This is a genomic window from Camelimonas abortus, assembly GCF_042432745.1.
GTDB classification, from domain to species: Bacteria; Pseudomonadota; Alphaproteobacteria; order Rhizobiales; family Beijerinckiaceae; genus Camelimonas; species Camelimonas abortus.
This window is the reverse complement of the sequence record NZ_JBHLWR010000006.1, coordinates 2,752,930-2,765,054: the sequence shown is the minus strand read 5'-3', so window position 1 is coordinate 2,765,054 and position 12,125 is coordinate 2,752,930. Positions and strand designations below refer to the sequence as shown.

The window sequence follows — 12,125 nt, the reverse complement described above, 5'->3', positions numbered from 1 at the left end:
CGCCGCGGTTACCCGCGCGCGGCCGCCGGGTCAACCGGGATTCTGCCATGCGCGTCATGCATGGCCCTGCGCCCGCGGCTTGCGGCCGGGAGCGCGGCCAAAGCGCGTGGCCAGGGGCGCGGCGCGCCCCGTCCGGTCCGCGCCTCAGCGCAGGACGGCGCCCGCCGCCGCGGCGCGGCGCCCGTCCGGCTCCGCCTCGTCGACGATTTCGCCGTCGAGCGTCGGCCCGGCGTATTTCAGCACCACCACCTTCGTGCCCACCGGCGTCTGGTTATAGAGGTGGATGATGTCGTGGTTGAACAGGCGGATGCAGCCGGACGACAGCGACAGGCCGATGGTGGAGGGATCGTTGGTGCCGTGGATGCGGTAGAGCGTGTCGCGGCCGCCCTGGTAGAGATAGAGCGCGCGGGCGCCGAGGGGATTGTCCGGACCGCCCGGCATGCCTTTGGCCCAGGGCCGCGCCTGCGGGTCACGCTTCAGCATGGCGGCGGGCGGCGTCCAGGTAGGCCACGCGGCCTTGCGCCCCACGGTGGCGACGCCGTTCCAGCGGAAGCCCTCGCGGCCGACGCCGACGCCGTAGCGTATGGCCCGGCCGCCCTCGCGCACGAGATAGAGATAATGATTGGTGGGATCGACGACGATCGTGCCCGGCGCCTCGCGGGTGTCGTAAGCGACCTCCCGTCGCAGGAAGCGCGGATCGACGACGCTCATGTCCAGCGCCTCGATGTAGAAGCGGCCGTCGTCAATGGGCCCGTAGAGACTCGCGTAATAGGGATCCACGGGCGGAGGCGCGGCGAGCTCCGGGCGCGGACGTTCGGCGCAGGCGGCCAGGACAACGGGCGCGGCGAGCAGGAAGCGGCGACGGTCAATCATTCTCTCGCAATCCGGATTACGGGGCGGCCGCGCGGGGCGCGGACAGCCGGAACGGGCGGCGCCGCGGCGCGGCGGCGTGGACTCAGGCGGCGTTTCATGTCCCGGGAACAGGGGCGCCTCCGCCGGCCAGAGGCCCGGGGTCCCGGATGGGGCCCCTGATGCGGCGCGCCCTGCATGACGGGGCGCCGCTCCAGCGGCGGCGTCCGCCAGGACGGAATGGCGACATGCCGGCGGTTGTTCCCGCCCATTGAGGCGAGATTGCGTTAGGGAAAGCGCGGCGCCGCTCGTCGCACGCCACCGTGACCAAACCGCAACACCCTCTTCCATCACGACAATTTGACATGCGACGCGGACGGCCGCCATGTGACGGCGTAATGGCCGAAAGTGAAAAATATGTGGGCCTGGGCCGGGGGCATGGGGAGCCATGGCGTCCGGGCGCGCCCGCCGGCCCGCGCCCGGACGGCGCGTCATTCCGGGGCGGCGGTTCCGGCGGCGCGCGGCGACTGCGTTGCGGAAGCCCCGGACGGCGCCGGCGCATCCGGCGTCGCCGCCGCCGGACCGGCCGTCGCGCCGGCCGGCGCGGGGGCCGGCGCCGTGGCGGCCGCCTGCGCCGCCGCCACCGCCGCGGCGGCGTCAACGAGGCCGGCCCCGAAATCGGGGTCGCGGCCGGGCGGCCCCAGATCGCGCGCCGTCTCCATCAGGATGCGCCGCACGTCAGCCCCGCGCAGGGCCGGATTGGCGGCGAGCGCCAGGGCGGCGACGCCGGAGACATGCGCCGCCGCCAGCGAGGTGCCGGAGGCGAACTGGTAGGCGTCGCCCGGGCGCGGACCGATGATGTCGACGCCAGGAGCGGCCACGGCGACGTGCTCGCCCCGCGCCGACATGGGGGCGCGGGCGTCGCGGGCGTCGGTGGCCGCCACGGCGATGACGTTGGGGTCGGCCGCCGGCCATGCGGGCGGCGCCTGCGGCCCGCCGTTGCCGGCGGCGGCCACCAGCGTCACGCCCCGCGCGGCTGCGGCGGCCAGCGCCCGCTGCAGCAGCGGATCGCGCGGCCCTTCGAAACTCATGTTGATCACCCGCGCGCCCGCGGCCAGCGCCTCGTCCAGCGCCAGGACGACGGCGAAGGTGGAGCCCGCGGCGCCGTCGCGGCCGGAGCCGCCGCCGAAGGCGCGCAGCGCCAGGATGCGGGACGCAGGCGCCACGCCGCGCATCTGGTCGCGGGCGGCGATGACGCCGGCCATGGCGGTGCCGTGGGCGTCGGCGTCGCCGGCGCGGGCGGCAGTTTTCTGCGGCGCCGGCCGGCCGGCGGCCGCCGCGGCCACGTCGACGCTGCCCGCGACGGCGCCGCGCAGCTCGCGGTGGCCGGCGTCGACCCCTGAGTCGATCACCGCCGCCAGCACGCCCTCGCCTTTCGTCCGCACATGAGCGACGCCGGCGCGCAGCCGCTCCAGCCCGTACTGGGCGGCGGCCAGCGCCCCGCCGGCCCCGGCCGCGGGCGGGGCGTCGCCGGTCAGGGCGTAGAGATAGTTCGGCTGGGCCGAGAGCACGCGGCTGTCGCGCTCCAGGGCGGCGATGACGTCGCGCACCGGCCGGCCGCCGGAGATGCGGAAGCGCGCCAGGGTGACGTCCAGGGCGCCGGGGCGGCGCGCCTGCAGCAACTGCAGGCGATGCGCCCTGGCCAGGGCGCCGGCCAGCGACTGGCCCTGCTGGCCGGTGGCCGCCACCGTGACCAGCACCTCGTCAGGAACCAGCCGGTTCTCGCCGGCGGGCGGAACGCCGCTGTCGGCCCGGGCGGGCGCGGCCGGAGGCGGCGCCGGCGGCGGGGCGGCGGGCGGCCGGGCGCCGGCGCCGCGGCTGGCGGCCTTCGCCGGCTTCGCCTGTTTCGCCTGCTTTTCCTGCCGCGCCGGCCGGGTCTGGCGCGGCCGCGACGGCCGCGGCGGCGCCCCGTCATAAGCGTCGACATGGACCGGGACCGGCGGCGGATAGGGCGCCGGCCACACGGGATACGGATAGGGGTAGGGATAAGGATAGGGCGCGGCGCCGGGGTAGACCGGATAGGGCCGCGGCCCCGGGGGGCGCGGCGGGCGCGGCCGCCAGTCCGGGCGCCCCTCCGGCCGCCGGCCAGGCCGGCCTTCCTGACCTGTCTGCGGCGGCGGCCCGCCTTCGGGCCCGCGCGGCGCCCGCTGGCCCGCCAGCGGGCCCGCGCCGCCGCTCCGCTCCCGCCAGCCGGACTGGCCGGAGAGCTGCAGGCGCGAGCCGCTTTCGCCGCGCCAGCCCCTGTCCGGCGTCGCCGGCAGGGACGGACGGAGCGTCCCGACGGCGCCGGACTGCCCGCGGCCGGGCGCCGCTCCCTGGGCCAGCGCCGCCAGCGGCGGCAGGAACAGCGCCAGCGCCAGAACGGCGCCGGCGCCGGCGCGCGCGCGCCGGCGCGCCGGCGACCTCCCGGAACTGAACAGGACCATCGCGACCTCCCGTCATGGCGACGCGCCGCAAGGGCGCGCGCGGCCTTCCGGGCCTTTGTCGCGTCAACGCCGGAACCGGTTCACGGATCCCGGGCGGGATGCGCAGCCGCCCCCGCCCGTCGCCGCGAAAAATGCGCGCCGGCGTGAACCCCGCAGGCGTGACGCGCGACACAGCATCATGGGCGGCGGCGAGGCCGGCGCGCAACCGCAAACCGCAGGCGGCGGCGCTCCCGCGACGGCCCATGACGGCAATGTGAGATTTTGGGGAGACCCGTCATGTTCAGCAATATGATCCGCGCCGCCAGCGCCGGCGCAGCCCGTTTCAGCCCCCTGCGCGCCCTGGCGCTGGCCGCCGGCCTGACGGTCGCCGCCGCCGGCGCGCTGGCCCTGGCGCCCGCGACGGCGGAGGCGAAGCCCGGTCATGGTCACGGCCACGGCTACCATCACCACCATGGCCACAGGCACTGGGGCCATCACGGCCACCGCTTCCGCGGCCATTACCGGCCCCATTACGTCCGCTACTGGCATGGCCCGCGCTGCGTGTGGCGCAAGCAGCTGACGCCGTGGGGCGAGGTGGTGTGGCGCTGCTGGCGCCGTTACTGAAACGCCGCCGGAGCGCCGCCATGCGCCGCCCTGACGCATCGCCGCGGACGGCCCGCGAGGGCGCCGGCGTCCGGCCGCGCCCCGCCGGCGCGGCCGGACGCTTGACCGGAGCCGCCCGCGGCGGAAACACTCGTCGCAGACGCCAGGACGCCGGCGTCCGGCGCCCGCCCGGCCCGGGGGGCCCGCGCCGCCGGCGCCCTGTCTGCGACGCGCCCGGAACGGCGGCCCGCGCCGGCTCCGCGGCCACAGGGCGGGGGACGCAGTGGACGGCCTTTCGGACGAGAGCCTCATCCAGCGCATCGCTGGCGGCGACCGGGCGGCGATGGCGGCGCTTTACCAGCGCCACAGCCTGCGCGTTCACCGCTTTCTCGTGCGCATGGTGCGCGATGCGGCCACGGCCGAGGAGCTGGCGTCCGACGTGTTCCTCGACGTGTGGCGCCAGGCCGGCGCCTTCGAGGGCCGCTCGGGCGTCGCCACATGGCTGCTGGGCATCGCGCGTTTCAAGGCGCTGTCGCACCTGCGCCGGCGCGCCCCGGACGCGCTCGACGACGCCGCCGCCCTCGCCATGGCTGACGACGCCGACGATCCGGAGGTCGTCGCCCAGAAATCAGACAAGGCGGCCGTGATGCGCGCCTGCCTGCAGCGCCTCGGCCCGGAGCACCGGGAAGTCATCGACCTGGTCTATTACCACGAGCAGGGCGTGCAGGAGGTGGCGGAGATCCTCGGGATTCCCGCCAACACCGTGAAAACCCGCCTGTTTCACGCGCGCAGGCGTCTGGCGGAGCTGCTCGCGCAGGCGGGCGTCGACAGGGGATGGCCATGACCAGCGACAACGGCCGCAACCGGCAGGACGCGGCGGCGCAAGACGCGGCCGCCGGCGACGGGCTGGATCTCGACCTGCCGTTTTTCGTCACCGGCCGCCTGCCGGCCGGCGAGACCGAAGCGCTGCGGGCGCGCCTCGCCAGCGATCCGGAGGCCCGCCGGCGCCTTGCCCTCGTCCAGGAGGAGCGCGCCGCCGCGGTGATGGCGAACGAGGCCATCGCCCCGCCCTCCCTCGCCGCCATGGAGGCGCTGTTCGCGAAGATTGACGCGGAGGAGGCGGCTGCGCCCGTCCGCCGGCCGCAGCCGGCGGCGGCCGCGCCGCAGGCGCGCGGCTGGCTGGGGCGGACCTTCGCGGCCCTGTTCGCCGGCGCCGGCGCGCCGCGCTGGCCTGGCTTCGCCGTGGCGGGGCTGGCGGCGCTGGCGGTGATCGAGTCCGGCGCGCTGCTGCACCTGCTCGGGCGCCAGGCCGTCCAGGACGGGGGACGTTACGTCGCCGCCTCGGCGCCGGAGAAGGCGGCCGGCCCCACCGCGCTGGTGCGCTTCGCCCCCGGCGTCAGCATGGCGGACGCGGGCGCCTGGCTTGCGGCCAACGGCATGCGCGTCGCCGACGGGCCGCTGCCCGGCGACATGTGGCGGCTGCAGGCGCCGGGCGCCGGCGCGCAGGATATGCTGCGCCGGCTCGGCGCGGCCGACGCGCCCTTCGCCGCCGTGGTTCCGGAAAACGGCGGCTGAGGGCGGCCGCGCCATTGACAGCGCGCCCGCCCTCGGCCCTCTGTGAGGCTGGCGCGGCGCGCCCTCCCTGATCCGGGCCGGCCGCTTTCGCGCCCGGCGCCACAGTTGCGGGCCAGGCACGGAGGGGCCCCGAATGCGTTTCCTGGACACACTGCAGCTCATGCCCTTCCTGGATTCGGTCGTCAGCCTGCTGACGGCCTTCACCTGCGGCATGATCATCGGCGCGGAGCGGCAGTTCCGCCTGCGCTCGGCGGGGCTGCGCACCAACGTGCTGGTGGCGGTGGGAGCGGCGGCCTTCGTCGACGTGGCGGCGCGCATCGCCGGAGACCGCGAGTCGCTGCGCGTCATCGCCTACGTCGTCTCGGGCGTCGGCTTTCTCGGCGCCGGCGTGATCATGAAGGAGGGCATGAACGTGCGCGGCCTCAACACGGCCGCCACGCTGTGGTGCTCGGCGGCGGTGGGCGCGGCGGCGGGCGTCGACCTCGTGCTGGAGGCGCTGCTGGTCACCGTGTTCGTGGTCAGCGGCAACACGCTGCTGCGGCCGCTGGTCAACGCCATCAACCGCATCCCGGTGAACGAGCGCAGCGCCGAGATGACCATTGCGGTGACGCTCACCACGCGGCGCGAGGACGTGGGCCCGCTGCGCGAGCTGCTGGGCGAGCGCCTGCGCCAGGCGCACTACCCGCTCGCCGACGTGCGCGAGGTGCGCCATGAAAACGGCCTCGTCGACATCGTCGCGGTGCTGGCGGTCAATTCGGTGGACCGGAACGAGATGGAGGCCATCGCCGACGCCCTGGCGGCGGAGCCGGGCGTGCTCCACGCCGCCTGGGAGGCGAGCGCCAGCGACTGAGCGCGGCGCGTCCCGTCCCCGTCGGCCGCAGAGGCGTCACCCTTCGCGCAGCTTCCACATGCCCTGCGCCTTCGCCACGATGCGCTCGCCCACATAAACGGTGGCGGTGGCGAAGGCCACGGCGCGCGTGGCCCGCGTCAGCGCGCAGCGCGCCTCCACGAATTCGCCGACCCTGGCGCCGCTGACGAAATGGGTGTCGAGCTGGATGGTGGCCTGGGGCTGCACGTGCGGCGCCTCCTCCACGATGGCGACGCCGAGGATGCGGTCGATGAAGGTCATGATCATGCCGCCGTGGATCACGCCGTTGCTGTTGCGGTGCTTGGGCAGGGCGCGGAAGCCGAAGACGAGGCCCCTGTCGTCGCGGCGGAACCAGATGGGGCCGGCGTGACGGGTGAAGCCGCGGCTGCGGATCATCTCCCAGCCGTCGCCGGGCGGCGGCATCCCGGCCTGCATGCGCGCCGACTCCAGCGCGTCGGCGCAGGCCTCGGCCAGCGCCTCGCTGGCGAAGCGGGCGATCACCGCGTCGCCGGCGCGCACCGCCCACGGCGTGGCGGCGACGGACGGGTCATGCGCGATCTCATACGCCTCGACTTCCGGCGGCCGGCTCTGCAGGCCCATGACGTTTCTCCCTTCCTTCCGTTTTTCCGGCGACTGCCGCCCGCCATGCCGTTAGAGCATGCGCGGGGAAAAGGGAATCGGCGCCTCCGCCGCCGTCCCATGCGCTGCGCACAGGCCCGGGCCTGCGGCGCAACGGCGGCGCCGGCATGGCAGGAATGCCTGAAAAGGCTGGATTTTGCGCGGACGAGCCGTGATAGAGAACGTAACCTGCGGGCGACCCCCGCACAAAATGGACGTAGCAGGAAGAGGAAGCCCGATGAGCGACATGCGCGACATGTTCGTCGACACGGCGACGCGGCTGTTCAGGGACCACTGCACGCCGGAGCTGTTGCGGGCCGCCGCTGGCGGCGCGTTCCAGGCCGGCCTGTGGGACGCCATGACCGAGGCCGGCCTGACCAGGGCCGCGGCGGCCGAGGACTTCGGCGGCAGCGGCGCCGATCTCGCCGACGCGCTGGCGCTGCTGGTTCCGGCTGGCGCCTGGTCCGTGCCGGCGCCGCTGGCCGAGACGCTCATCGCCGCCCACCTGCTGGGCGAGGCGGGCGTCGCCGCCCCTGACGCGCCGCTCACCATCGCCGTTCCGCGCGAGGGCGAAACGCTCACCGCCCGCATGGACGACGGCGGCTGGCGCATTGACGGCGCCGTGGCGCGCGTGCCTTACGCCCGCAACGCCGCCGGGGGCGTGGTCGCCGTGGCCCGGGGGCCGGAGGGGCCGGTGGCGGCGCTGGTGCCGCTCGCCCATGTCAGCCTTTCGCACGCCGCCAACCTGGCCCGCGAGCCGCGCGACGACGTGCGCTTCGACGGCGCGCTGGCCGAGGCGGCGGGCGCCATTCCGCACGACGCCGCCGACGTGTGGGCCATGGGCGCCGCCGCCCGCAGCGCCCAGATGGCGGGCGCCATGCAGACCATCCTGAAGCTTTCGGTGCAGTACGCCCAGGAGCGCAGCCAGTTCGGCAAGCCGCTGGGCAAGTTCCAGGCCATCCAGCACAGCCTCGCCACCCTCGCCTCCCAGGCGGCGGCGGCGACCGCCGCCGCGGACGCCGCCATCGAGAGCGCCCACCAGGGCGCGGGCGCCCTCGCCGTGGCCGCGGCCAAGGCGCGCGTCGGCGAGGCGGCCTCCATCGGCTGCGGCATCGCCCACCAGGTGCACGGCGCCATCGGCTTCACCGCCGAGCATCCGCTGCACTTCAGCACCCAGCGGCTGTGGTCGTGGCGCGACGAGTTCGGCAACGACGTCTACTGGCAGACGAAACTGGGCGACCGGGCGGTCGCCGCCGGCGCCGACGGCCTGTGGGCCATGCTGACCGCCGCCTGACAGAACAGCGAAAGACAGAGGGAGTTGGCCATGGACGCGCTGAGTTTCGCCCCGCCGCCCGTTTCCGGAGAAGCCGAGAAGGTTCGCGCCGAAGTCCGTGAGTTCCTGAAAGTCGAGCTGGCCGGCCGCCCGCCGCTCAGGAAAGCGGATTCGTGGAGCGGCGCCGATCCGCAGTTCAGCCGCAAGATGGGCGCGCGGGGCTGGATCGCCATGACCTGGCCCAGACAGTACGGCGGCCACGAGCGCAGCGCCCTGGAGCGCTATGTGGTGCTGGAGGAGATGCTCGCCGCCGGCGCGCCGGTGGGCGCCCACTGGATCGCCGACCGCCAGAGCGGCCCGCTGATCCTGAAGGTGGGCACGGAGGAGCAGAAGCAGTCGATCCTGCCGCGCATCGCCGCCGGCGAGTGCTATTTCTGCATCGGCATGAGCGAGCCGGACACGGGCTCGGACCTCGCCTCGGTGCGCACCCGCGCGGTGAAGGTGGACGGCGGCTGGGTGGTGAACGGCGCCAAGGTGTGGACCACCGGCGCCCATATCGCCCACTACATGATCCTGCTGTGCCGCACCGCCGAGCAGACCGCCAGCCGGCATGAGGGCCTCACCCAGATGCTGGTGGACCTGAAAAACACCCCCGGCGTCACCATCAGCCCGATCATCGACCTCGCCGGCCAGCACCACTTCAACGAGGTGGTGTTCCGCGACGCCTTCATTCCGGACAGCGCCGTGCTGGGCCGGCCGGGCGACGGCTGGAAGCAGGTGACCAGCGAGCTGGCGCTGGAGCGCAGCGGCCCGGAGCGCTTCCTGTCCTCCTTCACCCTGCTGGTGGAGCTGGTGCGGGCGCTGGGGCCGGACCCCTCGCCGGCGGCGCGGGCGGCCATCGGCCGGCTGGCGGCGCACATCTACACGCTGCGGCGCCTGTCGCGCTCGGTGGCCGGCATGCTGCAGCGCGGCGACGACCCGGCCATCCAGGCGGCGCTGGTGAAGGATCTCGGCGCGCTGGTCGAACAGGAGATCCCGGAGATCGCCCGCAACCTCATCGCCGCCGAGCCGGACGCCAGCTCCACCAGCGATTTCGTCGCGGTGCTGGCCCATACGGTGCTGAACGCCCCGTCGTTCTCGCTGCGCGGCGGCACGCGCGAGATCCTGCGCGGCATGATCGCCCGCGGCCTCGGCCTGCGCTGAGCCACGCCTGCGGCGCGGGCGCCGCGGCGCGCCCGCCCGTCACCCCCTGTTCTCCATCCCCGCCGGCCATGGCGCCGGCCCCCACTGCGCCGGCCTGACCGACGGCGCGCAACGACATCTGGAGTGAATGCCCATGCAGTCGCCGCTCGACTACCGCCAGGAAGGCCCGATCGCCATCCTCACCATGAACGTTCCGGAGACGCGCAACGCCATCTCCTCGGAGGACATGATCGCCGCTTTCGAGGACGCCTGCGCGCGCATGAACGCCGACATGAGCGTGCGGGTCGCCATCGTCACCGGCGCCGGCCCCTCCTTCTCCTCCGGCGGCAACGTCAAGAAGATGAGCGGCGAGGGCGGCCTCTCGGACAGGCTGCCCGCCCAGACCCGCCGCAACTACAAGCTCGGCATCCAGCGCATTCCGCTGGCCTTTGACGGGCTGGAGGTGCCGGTGATCGCCGCGGTGAACGGCCACGCCATCGGCGCCGGCTGCGACCTCGCCTGCATGTGCGACATCCGCATCGCCGGCGAGAGCGCGAAGTTCGCCGAGAGTTTCGTCAAGCTGGGCATCATCCCCGGCGACGGCGGCGCCTGGCTGCTGCCGCGCGTGGTGGGCTATTCGAAGGCCTGCGAAATGGCCCTCACCGGCGACATGATCGACGCCCAGGAGGCGCTGAAGATCGGCCTCGTGTCGCGCGTGGTGCCGGACGCGCAGCTGATGGACGAGGCGAAGGCCCTGGCGCTGCGCATCGCCGCCAACCCGCCCCATGCCGTGCGCATGACCAAGACGCTGATCCGCAAGGGCCAGGAGACCTCGCTGCAGGCGCTGCTGGACCTCTCCTCCGCCTACCAGGCGCTGGCCCACGCCACCGCCGACCACACCGAGGCGGTCGCCGCCTTCCTGGAAAAGCGCAAGCCCACCTTCACCGGACAGTAAGCCGGCGAAGGATCCGGACAGGAGTGACGGCGGGCCGCGCGGGCGTCGCCGTCACGCAAGGGGACGCGCCGTCCGGCGCGTCCCCTTGCGTCCGGCTCAGGGCCGGATGGCGAAGCGGCTCGGGCCGGGCTGCAGCGTCGGCCAGGCGAGATTGACGAAATCCACCAGCAGCGGCCTGGTGTCGCGCGGGTCGATGATATCCTCCACCCAGAAGGTTTCGGCGCTGCGGAAGGGCGAGCGCAGCTTGTTCAGCCGCTCCTCGATCTCCGCCATTTTGGCGGCGCGGTCTCCGGCGGCGTCCAGCTCGGCCCGGTAGGCGGCCTCGATGCCGCCTTCCAGCGGCAGCGAGCCCCAGCGGCCGGACACCCAGGCGTAACGGAATCCGAAGCGCCCGGCCGGCTTGTGCACCGCCCCGGCCACGCCGAAGGCGTTGCGCACGATCATGGTGCACCACGGCACGGTGGTCTGGTTCATGGCCGCCAGCGCCCGCACGCCCCAGCGAATGGTGGCCGCCTTCTCCGCCTCAAGGCCGATGAGGAAGCCGGGGCAGTCGAGCAGATACGCCACCGGCAGGTGGAAGGTCTGGGCGAGGTCGATGAAGCGGATGGCCTTTTCGCAGGAATCGGCCGTCCAGGCGCCGCCGTAGAAATAGGGGTCGGAGGCCATCACCGCCACCGGCTTGCCGTCGATGCGGGCGAGACCGGTGATGAGCGAGCGGCCGAACATTTTGCCGATCTCAAAGAAGCTGCCGCGGTCCACCACCGCCTCGATGACCGGGCGCATCCGGTAAACCTTGCGCACGTCGCGCGGCACGGCGGAGAGCAGGCTTTCCTCGCGCCGCTGCGGATCATCCGTGGGTTCGGTCACCGGCGGCAGCTCGTACACCGAGTTCGGCAGGTAGGAGAGGAAGCGCCTGGCCGCCTCGAACGCCTCCTCCTCGGTGTCCACCGCCATGTCGATGGCGCCGGAGCGGGTCTGGATCTCCCAGCCGCCCAGCTCCTGCTTGCCCGGCGGCTCGGCGTTGGGGTTGAGGCGCGCCACCACCGGCGGACCGGCCACGAACATGGCCGAGGTTTTGGTCATCACCGAAAAATGCGTGGAGGCGAGGCGCGCCGCGCCGAGACCGGCCACCGAGCCCAGCCCCACCCCCACCACCGGCACCTCGGCGAGATTGCTGGTCATCAGCTCGAAGCTCTCGCCGCCGCCGACGCCGCCCGGCAGGTTGGCGCGGCCCTTGGTCTCGATGGTCTTCACCGAGCCACCGCCGCCCGAGCCTTCGATGATGCGGATGATGGGCATGCGGCATGCGGCGGCCATCTCCTCGGCCATGCGCGGCTTGGCGGCGATTGAGGCGTCCGCGGAGCCGCCGCGCACGGTGAAGTCGTCGCCGACCACCACCACCGGGCGGCCGTTGATGCGGGCGCGGCCGAACACGCAGTTGGCGGGCGTGAAGTCCTTCAGGTTGTTGTTTTCATCATATTCGGCCATGCCGGCGATGGCGCCGGTTTCGTGGAACGAGCCGCCGTCCACCAGCCGGTCGATGCGCTCGCGCACCGTGAGGCGGCCGGCGTCGTGCTGGCGCTTCACCTTGTCGGGACCGCCCATCCGCCGGGCGAGGGCCTCGCGCCGCCGCAACTCTTCGATTTCCGCCTGCCACACCATGAAACGCTCCTCCAGCCTTCACGCCCGCAGGCGGCGACCGGGCGGAGAAGCCCGCCTCCCCGGAGCGTGGTCCGG

11 protein-coding genes are annotated in these 12,125 nt (G+C 74.1%); 7 read left to right on the top strand and 4 right to left on the bottom strand.

All coding sequences use genetic code 11. The features are described 5' to 3' along the window. Nucleotides 1-144 precede the first annotated feature (144 nt). Together ACFFJB_RS14270 and ACFFJB_RS14265 are read right to left on the bottom strand one after the other, a co-directional pair. The gene (locus ACFFJB_RS14270) at nt 145-873 is read right to left on the bottom strand and encodes a L,D-transpeptidase (protein WP_376832334.1); all 729 of its coding nucleotides are present in this window, start codon (nt 871-873) and stop codon (nt 145-147) included. A 467-nt stretch (nt 874-1,340) separates the two neighbouring features. Next, nucleotides 1,341-3,335: a S8 family peptidase gene (locus ACFFJB_RS14265; protein WP_376832332.1), complete on the bottom strand. Its 1,995-nt coding sequence runs from the start codon at nt 3,333-3,335 to the stop codon at nt 1,341-1,343. A 276-nt stretch (nt 3,336-3,611) separates the two neighbouring features. Between ACFFJB_RS14265 and ACFFJB_RS14260 the strand changes: the two genes are divergently transcribed. From ACFFJB_RS14260 to ACFFJB_RS14245, 4 genes are all read left to right on the top strand, one after another. Beyond that, nucleotides 3,612-3,938, top strand: a complete 327-nt coding sequence (locus ACFFJB_RS14260; protein WP_376832330.1) for a hypothetical protein — start codon at nt 3,612-3,614, stop codon at nt 3,936-3,938. A gap of 262 nt (nt 3,939-4,200) precedes the next feature. Then, nucleotides 4,201-4,761, top strand: a complete 561-nt coding sequence (locus ACFFJB_RS14255; protein WP_376832328.1) for a sigma-70 family RNA polymerase sigma factor — start codon at nt 4,201-4,203, stop codon at nt 4,759-4,761. Continuing rightward, nucleotides 4,758-5,492, top strand: a complete 735-nt coding sequence (locus tag ACFFJB_RS14250) for a hypothetical protein (RefSeq protein WP_376832326.1) — start codon at nt 4,758-4,760, stop codon at nt 5,490-5,492. Before ACFFJB_RS14255 ends, ACFFJB_RS14250 begins: the two co-directional genes overlap by 4 nt. Before the next feature lie 133 nt (nt 5,493-5,625). Then, entirely contained in the window at nt 5,626-6,342 is a 717-nt protein-coding gene (locus ACFFJB_RS14245) for an MgtC/SapB family protein (RefSeq protein ID WP_376832324.1), read from the top strand. Between the two features lie 36 nt (nt 6,343-6,378). Here the strand turns inward: ACFFJB_RS14245 and ACFFJB_RS14240 are convergent, their stop codons facing one another. Then, nucleotides 6,379-6,960, bottom strand: coding sequence for a PaaI family thioesterase (locus ACFFJB_RS14240; RefSeq protein WP_376832322.1), 582 nt, complete (start codon nt 6,958-6,960; stop codon nt 6,379-6,381). A gap of 256 nt (nt 6,961-7,216) precedes the next feature. On the opposite strand from ACFFJB_RS14240, the gene ACFFJB_RS14235 reads away from it, so the two are divergent. The 3 genes from ACFFJB_RS14235 (at nt 7,217) to ACFFJB_RS14225 (ending at nt 10,388) form a co-directional block, all read left to right on the top strand. After that, a complete protein-coding gene (locus tag ACFFJB_RS14235) occupies nt 7,217-8,272 on the top strand; it encodes an acyl-CoA dehydrogenase family protein (RefSeq protein WP_376832320.1) in 1,056 nt (351 codons plus the stop codon). 30 nt (nt 8,273-8,302) lie between these two features. Further along, nucleotides 8,303-9,454: an acyl-CoA dehydrogenase family protein gene (locus tag ACFFJB_RS14230; RefSeq protein WP_376832318.1), complete on the top strand. Its 1,152-nt coding sequence runs from the start codon at nt 8,303-8,305 to the stop codon at nt 9,452-9,454. Between the two features lie 133 nt (nt 9,455-9,587). After that, a complete protein-coding gene (locus ACFFJB_RS14225; protein ID WP_376832316.1) occupies nt 9,588-10,388 on the top strand; it encodes a crotonase/enoyl-CoA hydratase family protein in 801 nt (266 codons plus the stop codon). A gap of 96 nt (nt 10,389-10,484) precedes the next feature. On the opposite strand, the gene ACFFJB_RS14220 is transcribed toward ACFFJB_RS14225, so the two are convergent. Next, complete coding sequence (locus ACFFJB_RS14220) at nt 10,485-12,050, bottom strand: acyl-CoA carboxylase subunit beta (protein WP_376832314.1); 1,566 nt, start codon at nt 12,048-12,050, stop codon at nt 10,485-10,487. Nucleotides 12,051-12,125: the final 75 nt, after the last annotated feature.

Excerpts from the sequence above, each read along its gene's own strand:
- ACFFJB_RS14270 (WP_376832334.1), bottom strand. The coding sequence starts at position 873 with ATGATTGACCGTCGCCGCTTCCTGCTCGCCGCGCCCGTTGTCCTGGCC.
- ACFFJB_RS14250 (WP_376832326.1), top strand. The coding sequence starts at position 4,758 with ATGACCAGCGACAACGGCCGCAACCGGCAGGACGCGGCGGCGCAAGAC.
- ACFFJB_RS14265 (WP_376832332.1), bottom strand. The coding sequence starts at position 3,335 with ATGGTCCTGTTCAGTTCCGGGAGGTCGCCGGCGCGCCGGCGCGCGCGC.
- ACFFJB_RS14260 (WP_376832330.1), top strand. The coding sequence starts at position 3,612 with ATGTTCAGCAATATGATCCGCGCCGCCAGCGCCGGCGCAGCCCGTTTC.
- ACFFJB_RS14225 (WP_376832316.1), top strand. The coding sequence starts at position 9,588 with ATGCAGTCGCCGCTCGACTACCGCCAGGAAGGCCCGATCGCCATCCTC.
- ACFFJB_RS14245 (WP_376832324.1), top strand. The coding sequence starts at position 5,626 with ATGCGTTTCCTGGACACACTGCAGCTCATGCCCTTCCTGGATTCGGTC.
- ACFFJB_RS14240 (WP_376832322.1), bottom strand. The coding sequence starts at position 6,960 with ATGGGCCTGCAGAGCCGGCCGCCGGAAGTCGAGGCGTATGAGATCGCG.
- ACFFJB_RS14220 (WP_376832314.1), bottom strand. The coding sequence starts at position 12,050 with ATGGTGTGGCAGGCGGAAATCGAAGAGTTGCGGCGGCGCGAGGCCCTC.
- ACFFJB_RS14235 (WP_376832320.1), top strand. The coding sequence starts at position 7,217 with ATGAGCGACATGCGCGACATGTTCGTCGACACGGCGACGCGGCTGTTC.
- ACFFJB_RS14230 (WP_376832318.1), top strand. The coding sequence starts at position 8,303 with ATGGACGCGCTGAGTTTCGCCCCGCCGCCCGTTTCCGGAGAAGCCGAG.